The 18983-nt window shown below is 51.4% G+C and carries 18 protein-coding genes; 8 read left to right on the top strand and 10 right to left on the bottom strand.

What is annotated here, in order from left to right:
• Both scpB and rluB read left to right on the top strand, forming a co-directional pair.
• Window positions 1–921, top strand: coding sequence for an SMC-Scp complex subunit ScpB (gene scpB / locus ACXAFR_RS18410; RefSeq protein WP_475179375.1), 921 nt, complete (start codon window positions 1–3; stop codon window positions 919–921).
• A gap of 3 nt (window positions 922–924) precedes the next feature.
• On the top strand, window positions 925–1809 hold the full coding sequence (gene rluB / locus ACXAFR_RS18415; protein WP_475179377.1) for a 23S rRNA pseudouridine(2605) synthase RluB: 885 nt from the start codon (window positions 925–927) through the stop codon (window positions 1807–1809).
• Here the strand turns inward: rluB and ACXAFR_RS18420 are convergent, their stop codons facing one another.
• Window positions 1810–2718 (bottom strand): GGDEF domain-containing protein, encoded by a 909-nt coding sequence (locus ACXAFR_RS18420; RefSeq protein ID WP_475179379.1) that lies wholly within the window; start codon window positions 2716–2718, stop codon window positions 1810–1812. It lies immediately after the preceding gene.
• Window positions 2719–3032: 314 nt separating this feature from the next.
• Between ACXAFR_RS18420 and ACXAFR_RS18425 the strand changes: the two genes are divergently transcribed.
• On the top strand, window positions 3033–3698 hold the full coding sequence (locus tag ACXAFR_RS18425; RefSeq protein ID WP_475179382.1) for an energy-coupling factor ABC transporter permease: 666 nt from the start codon (window positions 3033–3035) through the stop codon (window positions 3696–3698).
• On the opposite strand, the gene ACXAFR_RS18430 is transcribed toward ACXAFR_RS18425, so the two are convergent.
• Both ACXAFR_RS18430 and ACXAFR_RS18435 read right to left on the bottom strand, forming a co-directional pair.
• A complete protein-coding gene (locus ACXAFR_RS18430; protein WP_475179383.1) occupies window positions 3658–5109 on the bottom strand; it encodes an ATP-binding protein in 1452 nt (483 codons plus the stop codon). The genes ACXAFR_RS18425 and ACXAFR_RS18430 overlap by 41 nt on opposite strands.
• A gap of 31 nt (window positions 5110–5140) precedes the next feature.
• Entirely contained in the window at window positions 5141–5830 is a 690-nt protein-coding gene (locus tag ACXAFR_RS18435; RefSeq protein ID WP_475179386.1) for a response regulator, read from the bottom strand.
• 324 nt (window positions 5831–6154) lie between these two features.
• On the opposite strand from ACXAFR_RS18435, the gene fldB reads away from it, so the two are divergent.
• Entirely contained in the window at window positions 6155–6697 is a 543-nt protein-coding gene (gene fldB / locus ACXAFR_RS18440; RefSeq protein WP_475179387.1) for a flavodoxin FldB, read from the top strand.
• 12 nt (window positions 6698–6709) lie between these two features.
• Here fldB and cmoB read toward each other — a convergent pair whose 3' ends face one another.
• Together cmoB and cmoA are read right to left on the bottom strand one after the other, a co-directional pair.
• Window positions 6710–7693 (bottom strand): tRNA 5-methoxyuridine(34)/uridine 5-oxyacetic acid(34) synthase CmoB, encoded by a 984-nt coding sequence (cmoB, locus tag ACXAFR_RS18445; protein ID WP_475179388.1) that lies wholly within the window; start codon window positions 7691–7693, stop codon window positions 6710–6712.
• A gap of 10 nt (window positions 7694–7703) precedes the next feature.
• Window positions 7704–8444, bottom strand: a complete 741-nt coding sequence (gene cmoA / locus ACXAFR_RS18450) for a carboxy-S-adenosyl-L-methionine synthase CmoA (RefSeq protein WP_475179390.1) — start codon at window positions 8442–8444, stop codon at window positions 7704–7706.
• Window positions 8445–8781: 337 nt separating this feature from the next.
• Between cmoA and ACXAFR_RS18455 the strand changes: the two genes are divergently transcribed.
• From ACXAFR_RS18455 to arfB, 3 genes are all read left to right on the top strand, one after another.
• The gene (locus ACXAFR_RS18455) at window positions 8782–10431 is read left to right on the top strand and encodes a response regulator (RefSeq protein WP_475179393.1); all 1650 of its coding nucleotides are present in this window, start codon (window positions 8782–8784) and stop codon (window positions 10429–10431) included.
• Window positions 10432–10455: 24 nt separating this feature from the next.
• On the top strand, window positions 10456–11148 hold the full coding sequence (locus tag ACXAFR_RS18460) for a sensor histidine kinase (protein WP_475179395.1): 693 nt from the start codon (window positions 10456–10458) through the stop codon (window positions 11146–11148).
• Window positions 11149–11300: 152 nt separating this feature from the next.
• A complete protein-coding gene (gene arfB, locus ACXAFR_RS18465) occupies window positions 11301–11720 on the top strand; it encodes an alternative ribosome rescue aminoacyl-tRNA hydrolase ArfB (RefSeq protein WP_475179397.1) in 420 nt (139 codons plus the stop codon).
• 31 nt (window positions 11721–11751) lie between these two features.
• Here arfB and ACXAFR_RS18470 read toward each other — a convergent pair whose 3' ends face one another.
• From ACXAFR_RS18470 to ACXAFR_RS18485, 4 genes are all read right to left on the bottom strand, one after another.
• Complete coding sequence (locus tag ACXAFR_RS18470; RefSeq protein WP_475179399.1) at window positions 11752–12177, bottom strand: J domain-containing protein; 426 nt, start codon at window positions 12175–12177, stop codon at window positions 11752–11754.
• A 183-nt stretch (window positions 12178–12360) separates the two neighbouring features.
• On the bottom strand, window positions 12361–14445 hold the full coding sequence (gene fusA, locus ACXAFR_RS18475) for an elongation factor G (protein WP_475179401.1): 2085 nt from the start codon (window positions 14443–14445) through the stop codon (window positions 12361–12363).
• Window positions 14446–14623: 178 nt separating this feature from the next.
• Window positions 14624–15880, bottom strand: coding sequence for a valine--pyruvate transaminase (locus tag ACXAFR_RS18480; RefSeq protein WP_475179402.1), 1257 nt, complete (start codon window positions 15878–15880; stop codon window positions 14624–14626).
• Window positions 15881–15953: 73 nt separating this feature from the next.
• Window positions 15954–17174 (bottom strand): NAD(P)/FAD-dependent oxidoreductase, encoded by a 1221-nt coding sequence (locus tag ACXAFR_RS18485; protein ID WP_475179404.1) that lies wholly within the window; start codon window positions 17172–17174, stop codon window positions 15954–15956.
• A gap of 221 nt (window positions 17175–17395) precedes the next feature.
• Here ACXAFR_RS18485 and ACXAFR_RS18490 point away from each other — a divergent pair, with 221 nt between their 5' ends.
• The gene (locus ACXAFR_RS18490) at window positions 17396–18424 is read left to right on the top strand and encodes a helix-turn-helix transcriptional regulator (RefSeq protein ID WP_475179408.1); all 1029 of its coding nucleotides are present in this window, start codon (window positions 17396–17398) and stop codon (window positions 18422–18424) included.
• 10 nt (window positions 18425–18434) lie between these two features.
• Here the strand turns inward: ACXAFR_RS18490 and ACXAFR_RS18495 are convergent, their stop codons facing one another.
• Entirely contained in the window at window positions 18435–18938 is a 504-nt protein-coding gene (locus ACXAFR_RS18495) for a DUF2244 domain-containing protein (RefSeq protein WP_475179409.1), read from the bottom strand.
• Window positions 18939–18983 lie beyond the last annotated feature (45 nt).

Genomic DNA, 18983 nt, shown 5'->3' on the forward strand with positions numbered 1-18983 from the left:
ATGTCATACGATAAAGAACTCCTCGCGAGTATTGTGGAAGCGGCGTTGCTCGCGGCGGCGCAACCATTGAACAGTGAAAGGCTCTTAGCCCTGTTCGAAGAAGAAGAATTGCAGCCAACCAAAGAAGAAATTCTTGAGGCCATCACCGAGCTGCAAACCGACAATCATTATCGGGGTATTGAGCTCAAAGAGGTTGCCAGCGGCTGGCGGTTTCAGGTGCGCTCGGGCACTGCGCGCTGGGTGAATCGCCTGTGGGAAGAAAAGCCTCAGAAATATTCGCGGGCACTGCTTGAAACCTTAGCGTTGATCGCCTATCGCCAGCCGATCACGCGGGGAGATATCGAAGATATTCGAGGTGTCAGCGTCAGCTCCAACATTATCAAAACGCTGACTGAGCGTGAATGGGTTCGCGTCGTCGGGCACCGAGATGTACCCGGACGGCCTGCGCTCTACGCGACAACGCGACAGTTTCTCGACTACTTCAATTTGAAAAACCTCGAAGATTTGCCCACTCTGAGCGAATTGGCGGACGGCATGGACGAGTCCGATGATGTCACCGATGTCGATTCAATCGATACAGAGGCCAATGCGGAAGGGCAGGTGGACGATCTTTTCGCAGATGGGGAAGAGGCACCGCAAGGCTCTGATGATCAGCCTCCGCGTCGGGCCGCGTTAAAGCTGGTTACGGAAAACGGCGTGGAGGTCGGCCACCGTAACGAAGAATCTCCTCGGTCGTCATCCGGCGAGATCGACATTGCACAGCTAGCCCAGGAAATTATTTCCTCGTCGCGCAAGCCTGACGTGCCGACAGAAGAATCTTCCGCAACAGACGCTGACGATGCTTCGCCGTCGCCAACCAATCAAGACCAACAGCACACAGAGGAAGATGATGACACGCCCTCTGAGCGCGAAGAGACATAAACTATGAACGATAAACAATCGCCGGGAGATGAGAAATTATCGCCAGGAGATGAGAAATTGCAGAAAGTCCTGGCCAGAGCTGGGGTCGGATCCCGGCGTCAGATGGAAAAGTTGATTGATGAAGGTCGGGTCAAAGTTGACGGACGCGTCGCCACTTTGGGGGATCGTATTACCATGACGGCGAGTGTCTCGGTTGACGGACACAAAGTGGCGCTAAAGGCGCCGGACAGTCAGCGATTGCGGGTGCTGTTGTACAACAAGCCTGAGGGAGAGATCTGTTCTCGCTCTGACCCCGAAGGCCGGCCAAGTGTTTTTGATCGGTTGCCGCCAATTAAAGGCGGACGTTGGGTTTCTGTGGGACGTCTCGATTTCAATACCAGTGGCCTACTGTTGTTTACCAACGATGGAGAGCTCGCGAATAAAATCATGCATCCTTCGGCGAACATCGATCGGGAATATCTGGTGCGGATTCAGGGACGGGTCGATGACACGATGAAGCAAGTTCTGCGGGAAGGCGTATTGCTGGATGACGGCATGGCCAAATTTACCGACATTGTTGAGGGTGCTGGAGAAGGCGGTAGCAACCGTTGGTTTTATTGCGTCATTATGGAGGGGCGCAATCGAGAAGTTCGTCGATTGTGGGAATCCCAGGGCGTTAAAGTCAGTCGCCTCAAGCGCGTGCGCTACGGCAATGTGTTCATTCCCTCCCATGTAAGAGCCGGGCAGTGGGTCGAGCTGACCGATAAAGAAATTGCAGAGCTTTGTGCCACCGCCGGGTTAGAAAGACCTAATGCGCCCCAGGCAACCCGGCAGGAAGCGCTAAATCAAACTCGCCACCGGGAAAAGCTGCGCAACAAAGGCAATGCGAAAAAACGTCGGCGGACCTGATCAGGCCGCCGTAATAATGCGATCGCGTCCTGCCTGCTTTGCCTGATACATGGCAGTATCGGCACGCTGGAAGAGGCTGGTCGCGTTGTCTGAATCCTGGTATTGCGCAATACCAATGCTGGCAGTAACTGAAATTGGATCCGATGGCATACTGAACTGGTCCGAATAAATTCTCGCGCTGATTCGATTGGCGATTACCATCGCGCCTTCCATATCTGTCTTGTGCAGCAGCAGCACAAATTCTTCACCGCCGTAACGAAACGCCAAATCGCTCTGGCGAATACTCTGGCGAATGGCGTTCGCGGTACTTTGCAAAACCAGGTCGCCTTTATCGTGGCCCCAGCGGTCATTGATCGACTTAAAATGATCCAGGTCGATAACCACCATCGTTAGCGGTCGCTGATGCCGTGCAGCCAGGGAAATCTCCCGGATGGTCGCCTCGGTCATGGCCTTTCGATTTCCCAATCCGGTAAGTGGGTCGCGCAGTGATGCTTGTATCGCCTCGCGGTAGAGTAGCGCGTTACGAAGCGGGAAATAGATGACCGTCAGTTGGTGCTCGAGTATCGCAAGATCGACTTCTGTAAATCGTTTTTTGCGAGAGATGGTCAGCTCGCCGAGATCGTCGTTTGCCGTTTTTAGGCGGTAGTTCACTTTGTGCGTGGCAGATCGACCAAACTCTGCTCGAAAGCCAACCTGTTCATGTTCGTAACAGAGGCCATCAAACGGCACAACTTTCAGCAGCTGCTGATGCAGGGCAGCCAACATGGGTCTTAGTTCCAAATGACGTTGCAGGTTTTGGCTGAGCTGATAGCAATTGAACAAAAACTGTTCAGAGCTTAACAGAGTATTGACAGCGTTCTGCGCGGCCTTGGCAGACAGGCTGTGGCTGGTTCCAATTGAAGTTGCCATAGGGTGTCCAGTAACTATTACGTGTTTTGACTGTCTCTGGCAGCGGAAGCTGATCAGAAACTGTTCGTTTAAGATGTTTTAGCGAAAACTGTGCCAGTCTTTTTTCTTCAATATTCACCAATAAAAACAATGCGTTACAATTCATTGGAGTCAAGGCGGCAAAATCTGGGTCAAAAACCTGTCGACCTTGGCGGCAACGCCAGAGGCCAGATGTTGCCACCGTCAAAATGCAGACGGACTTAACGGGTGGAGGTAAACTCTCCGTCCTTGGTGGTGAGAACCGGTATTGAAGGCGTGGAGAAGGGAAGGCGGAAATGATCTTCAAATTTGCGGGTAACTGGGGTTTTTGGGCTCCGGCGATGGCATTATGGCTCACCGCGCTGGCGGTGTCCGCGGTGAAGTCGCCCTGGCGATTACTGTTCAGCCACCCTTTGCGCAAACATATGTTCGGCGCGAGCGTGATTGCGCTTGCGCTCTTTTGGCAGTTACAGGTAGATATTCCCCATCTGCTGGCACTTCATCCGTTGGTGATGATGTCGACCACGATGGTTTTTGGGCCGGCGCTGGCGGTGTGGGTCGGCAGTCTGGCAGTAGGTTTGGCCGTTATTCTCAGTGGAAGTCCCTGGGAATATATGCCTGTACAGGCCTTCGTCAATGTATTGACGCCGGTGGCTGCTGCGACCTTTGTGCTAGCCGTTATTGACAGAATTCCCGAGCGAAACCTATTTGTTTACATGCTTGGTGGGGGATTCCTTGGCGCCATGGTCACCGTGTTGTGCATGGGGGGCGTTGCGTGGCTCTATCTCTGGTTTTTTGGGCCAGATCCGCTTTTGGTATCCTTCAGTGATAATTATTACCTGACGTTACTGATGATGTTTCCAGAAGGCTTTATTAATGGCGCGTTGATTACTTCATTAACGGTACTCAAACCAGAATTGGTCAAGACGTATGATGACCAAGTGTATCTGGGTGATCCCTAGAGCCGTCATCATCATCGATCAGTGCAAATTCTTCTTCCGCAGAAGGCAGAGTAATGGTTACGACTAAGCCGCCCGCTGAGATATTTTTGGCAAAAATACTGCCACTGTGCAGAACCACGGTTCGCTTCGCGATCGCCAGGCCCAGACCATAGCCACCACTTTTACGACAGCGCGCTTCGTCGGTGCGATAAAAAGGCTCGAAGATGTCCTCGAGCTGATCCTCTGGCACGCCTGGTCCGGAATCGGTCACATTAATCTGCCAACTGTTGGGTTTGCAGCGCTGCAAGGTCACTTTTACTTCTGAATCGTCTGAGGTGTAGCGCACGGCGTTGCGAATCACGTTGCCAAAAACGCTATTCAGAGAGTTGCCGCGGGTGTGAACCAGAGCCTCTGCTATGCCATCGGTACGTACCAGTTTTACACCGCGTTGCTCAGCTTCTTCATCGAGCGTGGAGATAATGACGGAAAGCATACTGCTGATGTCGACAACATCAACCAGTTCCCAACTGTCTTGCGCGGTGAGAGGCAGAGACAGAATGTTAGAGATCACGTCGTTGAGGTAGTCCGCTGCTTTTTTGATTCTGTCGAGTTCATCGGTAATTTCGGTGTTTGCTCTTTGTTGAGCAATTGCCAAGGCGACCTGCAATCGAGCCAGGGGAGAGCGAAGTTCGTGAGAGACGTCTTTAATCAGGCGTCTCTGTTCGTCCATGGTTTTCTTGAGTTTGATCACCATGTTGTCAAATGCGCGTCCAAGCTCTGCGATTTCACCCGGACGGTCCCCGAACTTTTCGGCCAGTCGAATATCGAGATTACCCCGTGCTATCTGCTGAGTCGCCTGGGTTAATGTACGAATGTCGCGGGTAAAATAGCGGGCCAGATAGTAGCAAGCGGCTCCACTGGCAAGCAGGCTGAGCAGCAATATGTGCCAGACATTGTTGATGTAGAGGCGCCAGCGGAATGCAGTTTCCCGCGCCGGTGAAAAGACGACCACTCGCATTAATTCGCCATCGCGCAGGGTTATCTGGCGCCCAAATAAGGTGCGATCGCCTCGATACTGACGCACATAGGGCGTTTCTATATCAATGCGAGCTGCAAAGCGGCGAATGGTGTCAGGCAGTTCTCGTCGCAGCAGGTCTTTGCCGTCGGCGTCGATAAAGTAAAAGTTACTGGATGCCCACTGGGGCATCTGCCGCAACGCATCGCGGACTTCGGTGTAGTTGTAGTTGACGGCGTCGGAGACAATTTCCTGCAATAATCTGGCGCCAGGACCATCCAGTTCATCGGTCTCATAGTGAGTGAGGTGTTTGTCCGGCCCGACTCGCATGAAGTGGACGAGAACATTTGAGCCTAGCAAGACCAGAATGGAAACCAGCCAGAAAACCAGAAAAATCTTAACGTAAGATTTACCCATGTTAGGTTCCGGTTGTCGAAAGGGTGTTCCGCTATTGGCGAGTGAGCATATAGCCGGCGCCACGAATGTTGATGATCATGTCTTTGCTGGCGCCCAGCTGGGACAATTTTTTACGGATATTACTGACGTGAACGTCGATGCTGCGATCGTAGGGGGTCAGTTTGCGGTTCAGTGCTTTTTCAGTCAGAGTCTCTTTGCTGATGACATCCCCGGCTTGGCGCATCAATAATTCAAGTACCGTGAACTCAGCGCCTGTCAGCGGAATGGGCTGATCACTGTAAAAGGCAGAATGGCTGCGCGTCTGGATGAGCAGATCGTCAACGCGGATGTCTTCTGAAGCTTTCGCTTGAGGGCGAGCCTCCTCAGAACGGCGCAAAATGGCGCGAAGACGAGCGACTAGCTCGCGCGGGTTACACGGCTTGGGTAGATAATCATCAGCCCCCATTTCCAGCCCGACAATACGGTCGACGGTTTCACCTTTGGCTGTAAGCATTAACACGGGCACTCGCTGGTCCTCGCGAATTTTGCGCAATGCGTCGAGGCCATTCATTCCTGGCATCATGACGTCCAGGACAATCGCATCGTAGGTAGCTTCCGACGCGCGTTGCACCCCTTCGTTGCCGTCATGGGCCAGAGAAACATCGAAACCTTCCGTCTGCAGATATTCTTTTAACAAAAGGCAGAGTTCCTGGTCGTCATCGACTAATAGCAATTTACTCATATGGGGAAAGCGTTCGTGTCTCTACTTCGAGAACAGTTCAACAAGAAACTGTTATTCAGTTTTAAGGGCCTCAGGCGTGGTGCCAAACCTTAGGGGTTTGAGAGGCTACTCGCGTCGCCGAGAAGTTTGCCCGACCTTCTATATTGTAGTCACGGATTTCATTCCGCATCTTACGAATCTTTACGATTTGCAACAGCAAATAAACAATGGCGCCGTAAAAAAGGGGCGGCTATGGCCGCCCGTCGTCAAGTTCTCTTTTAGGCAGTTGCGACCGGCGTCATTAGTTGGGAAAATCCGCGTGCATTTTCACAGTAGAGGTTTCGAGTGGCGAATATAGGTTTGTTCTTTGGTAGTGACGACGGCAATACCGAAGCGGTGGCTTATCGTATCCAGCAGCGCTTTGGTGGAGACTGTGTCGACGTTCACGATATTGCCGATGTGACTCAACTCGATTTTACCGATTACGATCATATTATTCTTGGAATTCCGACGTGGGATTTCGGACAGATCCAGTCTGACTGGGAAGAATTTTGGGAAGACATTTCCGGAATTGACTTTACGGGCAAGACGGTTGCTCTGTACGGACTGGGTGATCAGTTTGGGTACGGCGATTATTTTTTGGACGCGTTGGGGATGCTCTATGAAGTGGTTGTAGCGCAGGGCGCCAGCGTCGTTGGCTTTTGGTCGACAGAAGGTTATGAGTTTGATGCCTCTAAAGCTGCGACCGAAGACGGAAAATATTTTGTTGGTTTGGGACTGGATCAGGATCAGCAGGAATCCCTAACCGCCGCTCGCCTCAATCGCTGGTGCCAACAGGTCGCTGATGAGTTCGAACTGGATGTAACGACGGCGGTTATAGAGGATTAATGCCTCGGACGTTTACTGAGTCTCGGCGATCAGTGTGGCACGCATTGGTGCCGGATGGCCTTCGATTGTTTTGGACGGGTCGTTAGGGGCTAGAAAATTCTCCAGTGAGTGGAACGTCATCCAACGCGTGGCGCGCTGTTCGTCCAAGCTGGTACGATTGATATCAACAGTGCGTACATTGCCGAATCCACATTTTCGTAGCCACGACTCAAGAGTGGGCGCGCTGGGTAAAAACCAGACGTTGTTCATTTGTGCGTAACGTCCTTCGGGAACCAAAACCTGCCCTTCATCGCCTTCGATAACCAAGGTTTCAAGCACCAGCTCGCCACCGGGACGTAAACTGCCGTGCAGCTCTTTTAAATGATCCATGGGGGAGCGGCGATGGTAGAGTACACCCATGGAAAATGTCGTATCAAACGCCCGTAAATTTTCCGGGACGGATTCCATCGGAATTGGCAGAACGTGGACCGGTTGCTCCCCAATCAAATGTTTAATCATAAAAAACTGCACGACAAATCTGGGGGATGGATCAATGCCCACTACCAGACTTGCCCCCATGCCCCGCATGCGCCAACAGTGGTAGCCATTACCGCATCCGACATCGAGCACGCGTCGGCCGGCAAGTGGCGCCAGGTGTGGGGAAATTCGCTCCCATTTCCAGTCGGAACGCCACTCTGTGTCAATGTGGGTGCCGTACAGTTGATAGGGACCTTTGCGCCAGGGAATCAGTGCCTGCAAGCTGGCGGTCAACTGAGTCTGTGTGGCCTCTGGGAGTGATAGGCCTCCCTCGCAACTGAGCTTAACTTCGTTTGCCAATTCGATATGTCCGGGGGCAATATCGGGCATGGCTTCTAATGCATCTAGCCAGCGGGGTAAATCCCCGTAGCGTTTTGTCGAAAGGCCGCTGTCGATTTGGCTCGGCAATATATCTGCCCAGTGAGACAAGTCATGGGCGCGTAGGTCTCTAAACAAGCTCTCGTAGTTGATTTTAGACATCTGAATGGGGCTAGGCTTTAACGGCGATCATTGAGGCAAAATTGAAGCATTGGAACCAGACATCGAAGCTGTCAAAACCAACGTTTTTTAGTCGAGAGCGATGGGATTCCAAGGTCTCGGGTATGAGGACATTTTCAAGCGCAGTACGCTTTTGCGCGATCTCCAAATCGCTGTAGCCATTTGCGCGTTTGAAATTATGATGCAGTTCGATCATCAGTTGATTGTGACTTTTGTCAGCAAAGGTCACTTTTTCTGATAGGACGAGAATTCCGCCAGGGAGAAGTCCGTTACAGATGTTCTGCAACAGTGCCTCGCGCTTTTCAACCGAAATAAACTGCAACGTAAAATTCAGCACGACCAGTGACGCATTCTCTATCGCTTGTTCGCACACGTCACCTTCAATTAATCGAATAGGTGCTTTTTGGTCCTCGGGCGGCAACATATTGCGGCAGCGCTCGAGCATGGCCTGAGACGTGTCTACCGCAATAATTTCAGTGACGCCAGAAGGAGCTCCACGTTGTATGGCGACAGCAGCAGCACCCAACGAGCAGCCCAGGTCGTAACAGCGAGAGCTGTCCCGTCCATATCGTTCCGCCAAATTTGCGATCATGTTGATAATGGTGCCGTAGCCTGGCACTGAGCGCTCGATCATGTCGGGAAAAACAGCAGCGACCTGTTGATCAAATTGGAAGCCGGAGATTTCCGCCAGCGAGTTGGCGTAAATTCTATCTGCAGTAGGGGATGTTGCCATGGAAATTAGACGTCGTTGGAGCATTTGAGGCGCAGGATTTTACCGTTCGATCAAAAGATGAACAAGCTCACACAGGCGATTGCTTGGTTGGCGTAGCATAGTCAGCGAAATACTCAATCTATTGAGCGGATGTATAGTCTATTCTTTTAGTATGAATAAGCTGGGTTGACTTTATGCGTCTACGGGGTGGGCGCATATGGGTGACCAGCACACGCGATCACGGAACCTCGGGAATGACCATACAGGACATTTGTATATTTTTCGCTGTTGCACTTCCTGTGGCGCCAGCCCGTCGGGAAGAGGCCAGGGTATTTTTTCCCTGCAGAGCAGCGTTTCTATGAGTTTTAAAGATTTCTCGGCTCTAAAGGTTCTTGTTGTCGATGACTTTGATAGTTTTCGCAATACTTTGGCGCGGATGTTATCAACCTTTGGCTGCCAAACCGTTCGAATGGCAAGCAACGGTGAGCGGGCTGTCGAGGCTTGCATCAAAGAAACCTTCGACGTCGTCTTGTGCGATTACAATCTCGGCGATGGTGCAAACGGTCAGCAAGTATTGGAAGAATTACGGTTGCGACATCTCTTGCCGACGCAAAGCATCTTTCTGCTGGTCTCTGCAGAAAGTGGCCAGAGTATTATTCTTTCTGCCGTCGATTATGCTCCTGACGGCTATGTCACTAAGCCAATTACCGCTAAAAGCCTACAGCAGCGCCTCGGACGTTTGCTAAAACAGCGCCTGGAAATGGGGGGGTTCTACGAATCTCTCGATTTAGGTGAAAAGAAAAAGGCGATTGCGATTGCTGAGCGAGCAATTAAAAACGAAAGCCGCTACACACCACAGTATCAAAAAGTTCTGGGCGATCTTTATTTGGAGATGGGCCGGATTGAAGAGGCGAAGAATACCTTTGTCAAAGTTCTTGAGGTTCGCCCTCAAGAATGGGCTCAAGTCGGTATGGCCAAGGTTAGGCTTGCTGCTGGCGACGTTGACAAGGCAATCGAATGGCTCGAGAGAATTCTCGCGACCAATCCCTATTGTTTGCAAGCGTACGATGCGCTAGCAGAAATATACAGCAAAGAGAATCGTCAGCAAGAGTTGCAGGATGTTCAGCAACGAGCTGTGGAGAGTTCACCTCTGTCTTTGCCTCGCCAGCTGGCTCTCGCGAAAACGGCGGATGAAAATCAGGATTTGCCCGTAGCTGCACGAGCCTACAGTAAGGTTGTCCGGCTGGGGGCGAATTCCTGTCAGGATGATCCTGCAAATCACCTACAATTTGCCCGCGTCAGCGCAAAGTGGGTTGGGCGAACAGGAGATGATGCAAATGCAGAACTGATCAGCGATGGTTTGAAAGCGTTGAAACGGCTGCAAAAAAATGGGCAGCTGGATGACGATAACCAAATCCAGCTGCATCTCTTGCAAGCGCAATTGTTGGTTGCTCAAGGGAGTGTTGATCAGGCAGAAAACCTCTTAAGCAATTTGGGCGATACGTTGTTGTCTGGAGATTTATCCGCGCAAGCCCGCATCGATGCGTTGGCAGCTTTGAAAAAGCTCGGAAGAGAAGAAGAATGTGATCGTCTGATTGAAAACTATCTGGCTGATTTCAAGGGAGATCAGGAAGCGCTAGCTCTGATTGATCCGTGGCTTGATGAGCCGGTTTCCGATGCCAGCCGAAAAATGGTGACAAAAATTAATAACCAAGGGATTGGCTTTTATCAGGCGAAAAACTACATCAAATCTCTTGAGTGCTTTGATTACGCAGGTCGTCTATTTCCCAATCACCCAGGCGTAAAATTAAATTTAATCCAAGCGCTTATCGGCTGCATGCGCAGCGGTGACGCGCCAGCGGGGTCTGCATCCCGTTGTCAGGGGCTGATCAAACACCTCAGTGAAACCATGCAGCAAGATCACGCCCAGTTTTCGCGCTTTATGCAGCTTCAGCAGATGTTTGCGACCCTGCAGAAAGAAGCAAAATTGCGTCGACATGATGATTAATACACTCAGCGGAATGGGAAGACCATGAATTCTCAGGACAGTAACGACTTCTCACTAATACTGGCGTCTAGCGTCCATGACATGAAAAACTCTCTGGGAATGCTATTGCATTCTTTGGCAGAGATTCTCGATGAAATGACACCGGAAGAAAGTCGGCAGCTCACGCGCTTTGCAACTCTCCAATACGAAGCGTCGCGCATTAATACGGAGCTTATTCAGTTGTTGGCGATCTACCGCATGCAAAATGATCACATGCCTATGCACCAAGAGGAGTGCTATGTGGTGGAGATTATCGAAGATCAGGTTGCGCGGAATGATATGTTGTTTCGTACCCGTGAGCTGGATGTCCGAATCGATTGTGATGAAGATCTCGATTGGTATATGGATGCCGAATTGATCGGTGGTGTTCTTAACAATGTCATGGTCAACTGCGCTCGTTACAGCAAAACACGGTTGACCATTACCGCGCGCATTGTCGACAAGCAATTGGAAATTGTTATCGCTGAAGACGGTGATGGTTACCCTGACTATATGCTCTCTAATCCGGGACTTGAACCCCAGAAAAAGGTCGATTTTTCTCGTGGGAATACCCACTTGGGTCTTTATTTTGCGCAGCAGGTTGCGCAAATGCATGTTGTGGGTGAAAGGCAGGGATTCGTAACGCTGGAAAATGGCGGTGAGCTCGGGGGCGGTGTGTTTACGTTAACGCTACCTTAGCCATAGCTGAATCAGTTTGCCCGCAACTTTATAGATTCTGTACTTGTCGATGTTTATCCTCTCTGTCGGAGGCTTTCTTTTCCGGCATTCAATCGTTACAGTGGGCGCTTGCAAGCCGAAGGCTTGCCAGTGGAGAGCGGATTTATACCAGGATGTACAGGTCAGAATTTCTTAATGTCGCGTTGGATGAGCTGAATTTGCAGGCGATGCGTGCGAGTGGCCCAGGCGGACAAAAAGTAAATAAAACGTCCAGTGCAATTCATTTGCGCTGGGATATTCGGCAGTCTCGTCTACCGGAAAACGTGAAAGAAAAGCTATTGCGTCAACGGGATAGCCGCATCAGTTCCGACGGCGAATTGATCATCAAAGCTCAGCGACATCGCTCCCAAGATAAGAATCGCGATGATGCGTTGCAGCGCTTGGAAGATTTTCTGCGGGCTGGGTTGCTTTGTCAGAAAGTTCGTGTGGATACCAAGCCTACTCGGTCAAGTGTGCGTCGTCGACTCGACAATAAAGGTAAGAAAAGCCAGCTTAAAAGGTTGCGCAGTCGAGTGAAGTCGTCAGAGTTCTAGTGAGTCTAATGAATATCGCCGCCAGCACCGTTTAAATTTCTCTACTGATGTGAGTTCCAATGTATTCGTCCGGGAGCTGCCATCCAAAGCGTCTTTGAGATCTGTCTCCTCGTCTTTGTCTTCGACATAATTCCACCTCGTCATCACGATTCCGCTGACGCCGATTGCCGTCATGGGCGGATTCTCTGCCTCGACTTGCTTCTTTTTTTCGACGCTCCTCTCTTTTTGGCGCTTCGCCTTTGTCCACAGCAGACTCCGAGGAAAGGTTCGAACCTACACGGTTTGATAGCAGGCGATATGCGGTATCCACAGCCTGAAACGTCTCCGCAGCTTGCGGGCAACCGGGATTGCGATCCGGGTGGTAGCGGGCAACCAGGCGGCGATAGGCATACTTTATGTCGGCAAGGCTGGAACCAGGGAATAGATTGAGCCTTCTATAGGCCTCATTTTCCGTCATGGGTTGGAAACCGTCTCAGTGAAGGTGGGCATATTTTCACTCTTTTGGCATTTTATTCGACAAGATCTACGGATAAAAGCTTTCTCTGGGTTAAACGGTAGGCATAAAAAAACCTCCAACGCTGACGCGAAGGAGGTTTTTTGCTGGCCCTCACTATTGAGTGTGGGGCCAGTGCCATTGAGATTAACCCTTGGCTTTTTTCTCTTTGGCCTTGGCAATCACTTCTTCTGCCACTTGGTTTGGGCAAGGGCTGTAGTGAGAGAATTCCATGGAGAACTGGCCGCGGCCAGAGGTCATGGTGCGCAGGTGGCCAATGTAACCAAACATCTCTGAAAGAGGCACATCCGCTTTCACTCGAACGCCAGTAGCACCAGGCTCCTGAGACTTGATCATGCCGCGACGACGGTTAAGGTCACCAATTACATCACCCACATGATCTTCAGGAGTGAACACGTCGACCTTCATAATAGGCTCGAGCAGCTGTGGACCTGCTTTCGGCATTGACTGACGGAAAGCACCTTTGGCGGCAATTTCAAACGCAATCGCGGAAGAGTCAACCGCATGGTAAGCACCGTCATACAATTCGACTTCAACATCCAGTACCGGGAATCCAGCCAGAGGACCTTCAGCCATCATGCCACCAAAACCTTTCTCAATAGCGGGGAAGAATTCCTTAGGTACGTTACCGCCCACAACTGTCGAGGTAAAGGTGAAGCCAGAGTTGGGCTCGCCGGGACGGATGCGGTAATCGATTTTACCGTACTGTCCAGAACCACCAGACTGCTTCTTGTGGGTATAGCTGTCTTCAACCGGAGTAGTAATGGTTTCGCGGTAAGCAACCTGAGGCTGACCAACAATCAATTCAACACCGTAGGTACGCTTGAGGATGTCTACTTTAATATCCAGGTGCAGTTCGCCCATTCCCTTGAGAATGGTTTCGCCGCTGTCTTCATCAGTCTCTACACGGAAAGAAGGATCTTCCGCAACCATCTTGCCGATGGCGATACCCATTTTCTCTGCACCGCCTTTGTCTTTAGGGGCAACAGCGATGGAGATAACGGGATCCGGGAACACCATCGCTTCCAGGGTACAGGGGTTCTTCGGATCACACAGGGTGTGACCGGTCTGTACGTTCTTCATGCCAACGATGGCGATAATGTCGCCGGCTTGAGCATTGGTCAGCTCGTTACGCTCGTCCGCCTGCATTTCCACCATACGTCCAACACGTTCGGTCTTGCCTGTGAAGGAGTTGAGGATGGTATCGCCTTTGGCGAGTTTGCCCGAGTAGATGCGTACGAAGGTCAAAGCACCGAAGCGGTCATCCATAATTTTGAATGCCAGAGCGCGCAGAGGCTCGTCAGCACTAACGATGGCTTTTTCACCGGTTGGATTACCTTCTTCGTCGGTCAGATCCTGTGGATCCACTTCAGTAGGTGAGGGCAGGTAATCAACAACCGCATCCAGAACCAACTGCATACCTTTGTTCTTGAACGCAGAGCCACAGAAGGTTGGGAAGAACGTTAGATCACGGGTGCCTTTACGAATGCAGCGCTTGAGGTCCTCAATAGAAGGTTCTTCACCTTCCATGTAAGCCATCATCAGATCGTCGTCCAGCTCAACAGCGGTTTCGATCAGTTGCTCGCGGTACATGGCAACATCGTCGGCCATGTCGGCAGGGATGTCTTCAATGGTGTAGTTCTCTGGTTGGCCGGACTCGTCCCAGATATACGCTTTCTGAGTGAGCAGGTCGACAACACCCGTAAAAGTGTCCTCGCGGCCAATCGGCAGAACCATAACCAGAGGCTTGGCGCCCAGAACGTTTTTCACCTGGTCGACGACATTCAGGAAGTCGGCACCAACGCGGTCAAGCTTGTTGACGAAGATGATACGGGCGACTTCAGATTCGTTGGCGTAGCGCCAGTTGGTTTCGGACTGGGGCTCAACACCGCCAGAACCACAGAAAACGCCGATACCGCCATCGAGTACTTTCAGAGAACGGTATACCTCAACGGTGAAGTCGACGTGCCCCGGGGTGTCGATAACGTTCAGACGGTGGCCATTCCATTCACAGGTAACCGCAGCGGATTGAATGGTAATCCCACGCTCGGCTTCCTGTTCCATGAAGTCGGTGGTGGACTCACCCTCGTGGACTTCGCCAATTTTGTGGATCTTACCGGTCAGTTTCAGAATACGTTCAGTGGTAGTGGTCTTGCCGGCGTCAACGTGGGCGAAAATACCAATATTTCTGTACGTGGATAAATCAGTCATTGGAAGCCTTCGAAATTTCGGGGTCAAAAAATGCGCGCAATTATACTGGCTTTTCCCCAGAGAATTGAAGAGGGGAAAACCTCCATTTGAAGAAATAGTTACACGTGGCTCGCGGTCAGCGTCATTGTAACGGCAAAACCGCCAAATTTGACGCTTTGGAAGCCCCGTTTATTGCTGATCAGCCCCCGCGGTAGGCGCGGTGAACTTCATCGGCAATGATGGTGATACCCTGGCGAACCTTTTCCCAGGGTTGCGCATAGGAGATCCTCAGGCATTCCCGGCTGTGTTGCCAGTCTTCTTTTAACCCGAGGAAAAAACTCTCGCCGGGTACCACCAGAACCCCACGTGCTTTTAAACGCTGGTAGAGTTGTTGGCTGGATATTGGAAGTCCCTCAAGCCACAACCAGAGGAAGATGGCACCTTCCGGTTTGTGGATATGGAAGGGTAATCCGGCGAGCGACGTGCGCAACGCATCGAGCGTGCGTTCTGCGGCGTGGAGGTAATAGGGGGCAATGTAATTCTGAGACAACGATTGAAGTTCTCCGTTGGCGAACAGTCGATGAATCAGAGACGGGCCGAGAGTTCCTGCAGCCAGGTTGATCACGGTATTGGCGTTGACGAAGGCCTGGATGAGTTCTTCGCTTCCAATAACGATGCCGGTGCGAATACCAGGCAGGCCCAACTTGGAAAGGCTGAGTGCCAAAACGGTGTTTTCATTCCAGAAATTACTGGCACGTGTAAAAAGAATGCCGGGAAAGGGAAGACCGTAGGCGCCGTCTATTATAAGCGGGATCTCTCTCTCTTCGGCGATGCTGCTCAGCTGTGCCAGTTCTTCGTCCGTTATTACGTTCCCCGTAGGATTGGTTGGCCGCGAAATGCTGAGCGCTGCCACATCGTTATCAATCGCCAGTTGGGAGAAGTCGACTCTGTATTTAAATAAATGGTTGGGCAATCGCTCAATGCCAGGGCGAGTAGCGGAAAAAAGGCCTTCGCTAAGGCCAAGATCCCTATAGCCGAGATACTCTGGGCTGACCGGAAAATGAATGCGCCGCACACGGTTTTGTTCTGTGGGGCCTGCGAGCAGGTTATAAAGAATAAAGAACGCAGGTTGACTGCCGTTGCATATGGCAATGTTGTTGGCATTCAGAGGCCACTGGTATTGCCGTTTGAGGTAGCTGGCGAGATGCTGCCGAAACTCTTTGTCCCCCTGGGGTGACTGGTAGGTGCCGAGCAGTTTGCCGGTTGCATCTTGGGTGTCGAGAATTCGCGTTAAGTTACTGCGATAGGCTTCTTCCACTGCCGGAATTTTTGCCGGGTTGCCGCCCCCCATAAAAATCATATCGGGATTTTCGTTAAGTGCGGTACCTAAGTCGTCCATCAGGTTGACGATGGAGGACTCGCCGCCGAATTTCTGACCAAACTGGGAAAATTTCATGGACACCTCGTGAACACCGGTGCCGGAGTTTATCACGCTCCGGTGTTGAGTTCAGCGAGGCGCTCATGGGGGATTAACGGGCAAATTCCTTAGGGGGGACTGATTCATCTGCCAATCGTGCCGGATCAACGGATTGGCCTGAGGCGAGTAATTTCTTGGTAAACATAAATTCCTGTGGGCGATTGACGCAATCGGCGGCGATCAATTTACCCTCTTTTAAGTAAAACGCAGCAAAGCTGCGGCCTTGATGAATATCGCCGCGAATGACAACCTGATCGTAGCCCTGACTCAGGCCGGCAATCTGTAATTTCAGGTCGAACTGATCGGACCAAAACCAGGGCAGAGAATGGTAGATCTTGTCTTTACCACAAAGACTTGCCGCTGCCGATTTTGCCTGTTCAGTGGCATTGGGCACGGATTCCAGTCGTAATCGAATGCCATAAAAGTCGTTGGGGTGGTTCGTGCAGTCCCCCACGGCGACGATGTCGGAATCTTGAGTGCGCGCGAATTTGTCGACCAGAATACCATTCTCAATGGGTAGGCCGGCGGCTTCGGCAAGTTCAATGTTGGGAACAATACCAACGCCGACGACGACCAGGTCTGCGTCGAAGTGGGTGCCGTCAGCGCAGGTGACACCTTTTACCTGACGTTCTCCTTCAAACCCTGCCACAGCGATGCCGGTTTTGATGCTGACACCTTCCTCGGTGTGCACTCGTGTATAGAATTCGCTGAGCTCTGGTGCGGTCACTCTGGCAAGGACTCTCGGTGCCATTTCTAGGACGGTGACGTCCATGCCTAATTTGGTCAGCGAGGCGGCGGTTTCCAAGCCGATATATCCGCCCCCTACGATTACTGCTTGTTTACCTGAAACGACATAGGTTCGAATCTGATCCACGTCTTTCAGGTCGCGCAGGTAAAAAATACCGGGCAAATCGATACCCGGCAGTGAAACAGTTCTTACCCGGGATCCCGTGCAGAGCGCCAGTTTGTCGTAATTCAATACCTCTCCGTGAGATAGGGTGACGGTTTTAAGGACGCGATCAATGGATTCAACCCGTGTTCCCAGCAGGAATTCGACATCGGCCTTCTCGTATGCGGCTTGACTTCGAATCAATAAGTCATCGGAGGATTTCTCTCCCGATAAGAACCCCTTTGACAGGGGGGGGCGGTGGTAGGGTAAGTGGGGTTCATCGCCAATGACGAGGATTCTTCCTTCCCAGCCTTCCTGTCGCAGCGAGGGGCCCAGCTGGGCGGCGGCATGGCTGGCACCGATGATAATGCAGGTCTTGGTCATAATCGTGGCTCTTCTCTATGTTCGGTGATGCATTTCTCACAGAATAATCGCTTCCAAGACAAAGGTAACTCGCATTTTAGGCCAGTGAGGTATCATAATTGGCCAAAAATTAGTATCATTTTCGGACAAATGACATCGCTTCACCTAACCTGTTGTTGTTTCACCATCAATCCTGTGATGAGTCGATCGCTTAATTGAAATTAGTTTTGGAGCAGAGGTGAATGATGGATCCAGCAGCCAAGATGCTGGCGCGCCAAGCTGCTTTACTCAATCAAGTGTTGATCGAAGAGTGTTCCTACGTCGATCGCAATGCGCTGGGATACTACTGCGGTCTTGGCGGGGCCTGGTGGTCATCGGAAAGGGCGCTAGAACCCGATGATTTCCTCCGCTTATTGCTTCAGCTGAAAGAAAACGAGGTTCCAAACATTGCTCTGCGGATTGCCGCAAGGGTCCGTTTGCAGGCGATGGGCGTTGCTGGCTATGCCGTCTTGTCCAGTCCGTCTCTCGAGAGCGGTATAAACCTCTGTGCGACTCTGGCTCAAAAGCAGTTTCCTGACCTCAGGCCCTCTCACTTTCTTACACGAGATCACTTTGTTTTGCAGTGTTCTGTGAAAGGGGCTGGAGCGCGTTATGCCCAGGTTCTTTTGGAGTACTGGATAGTCTCTCTGTGGAAGTGCATTCAGGATATTCTGCCCGAGGGCTTGGCTGCGTGTGCGAGCTACGGGGAATTCAATTTCGCCTCGCCGTCCTATCACGGTCAGTTTCAGCAGTTATTGGGGTGTCGAGTTAGATTTGATCAGCCGTCCACCGTACTGGCGATTCCTCGTCAGTGGCTGTCATTGAGAGGGTCCTCAAGCAATAGAGCGCAGCAGGCCTTGTATGAACAACAAATCCGCCGATTACTTCCTGGTATTAATGTTCAGGAGGGTACGGCGGTCAGAGTAAAGCGACTCTTGCTGGAGCGCCCCGGGCACTGTGCGTTTCGGCTGGAGACCGTAGCTGAGGTTCTGTCGTTATCGTCGCGCACATTGCGGCGACGACTCACCGATGAGGGCACCTGCTTTCGAACACTGGTTACGGAGGTGCGTATGACGTTGGCTGAGGACTATCTCCTAAATAGTCGTATCAGTGCACAGCAAATCTCCTATCATCTTGGCTATACTCAAGCTAATAATTTCTATCGGGCCTTTAAAAAGCATTTCGGTAGAACGCCGGAAGAGTATCGTAATGGCGTCACTGTGGACGTTTAGTCAATTCTGTTTACATGGTGTGGAAGGTTAGTCGGCGGTGCCGAATAGAGACACCTTGGGAGGTAAACAGTGAAATGACGCGATCTTTATCTGCGGTGGTAAGAAAATCTCCCAGTGAGACGCGGATTCCCTGGTCGTTGTTGATGGACAGGAATCGCTCTTCTGTATGAGGTGCGGCGGATTCGACGAGCAGCTGGGATTTCGGTTGTTGAAACTTTGTTGCCGTGGTTTGTGTCTGTTGACCCGATATAAAGATGCAGTCATTTCTGAAGACAATGATCTGTCTATAGCGGCTTCTGGCGGTGGAGTAATAGATCAGTACGCTGGCTAAGAGCGTCTCTACAATAGAAAAGGGCAATATTAACCAGGCTCCGGCAATCGCCCAAAGCGCTCCCCAGGCCAGGGTGGTTGCGCAAAGTATTGCCAGCAGGCCGTAGATTTGAACCCAACTGGACGAGCAATTAGGGCGTAGAGTAATGATTGTCTGTGGGGAGTCGATCTGTACGCTAACCATGGCGTATTCCCGTGGCGAGAACAAGAGAGAGACTTATTCACTATA

It is taken from the genome of Pseudomaricurvus sp. ABR4_320 (assembly GCF_056159445.1).